The sequence below is a fragment of the Halioglobus sp. HI00S01 genome, assembly GCF_001635445.1.
Classification (GTDB): Bacteria; Pseudomonadota; Gammaproteobacteria; order Pseudomonadales; family Halieaceae; genus Halioglobus; species Halioglobus japonicus.
On the sequence record NZ_LWEE01000139.1, the window covers coordinates 1 to 258 of the forward strand.

Consider the following 258-nt stretch of genomic DNA (forward strand, 5'->3'; position numbering starts at 1 on the left):
CACGTCGAATTCACCCAGGCGTAGATCGCGAATAATCTCGACCCGCTCCACGGTATCGATATCGGAGTGCAGGTAGCGCACGCGCACGCTGTGGTCGCTCAAGTACTCGGTGAGGTCCTCCGCCATGCGCTTGGTCAGGGTGGTCACCAACACACGCTCGCCCCGCTCCACAGTTGTCCGGATTTCGCCGAGCAAATCATCGACCTGGGTGGTCGCAGGTCGATGATTTGCTCGGCGAAATCCGGACAACTGTGGAGC

1 protein-coding gene is annotated in these 258 nt (G+C 60.1%); it reads right to left on the reverse strand.

Annotated elements, in window-relative coordinates:
- A partial coding sequence (locus A3709_RS14960) for a helicase-related protein (RefSeq protein WP_255359750.1) occupies positions 1 to 258 on the reverse strand: 258 nt, incomplete at both ends.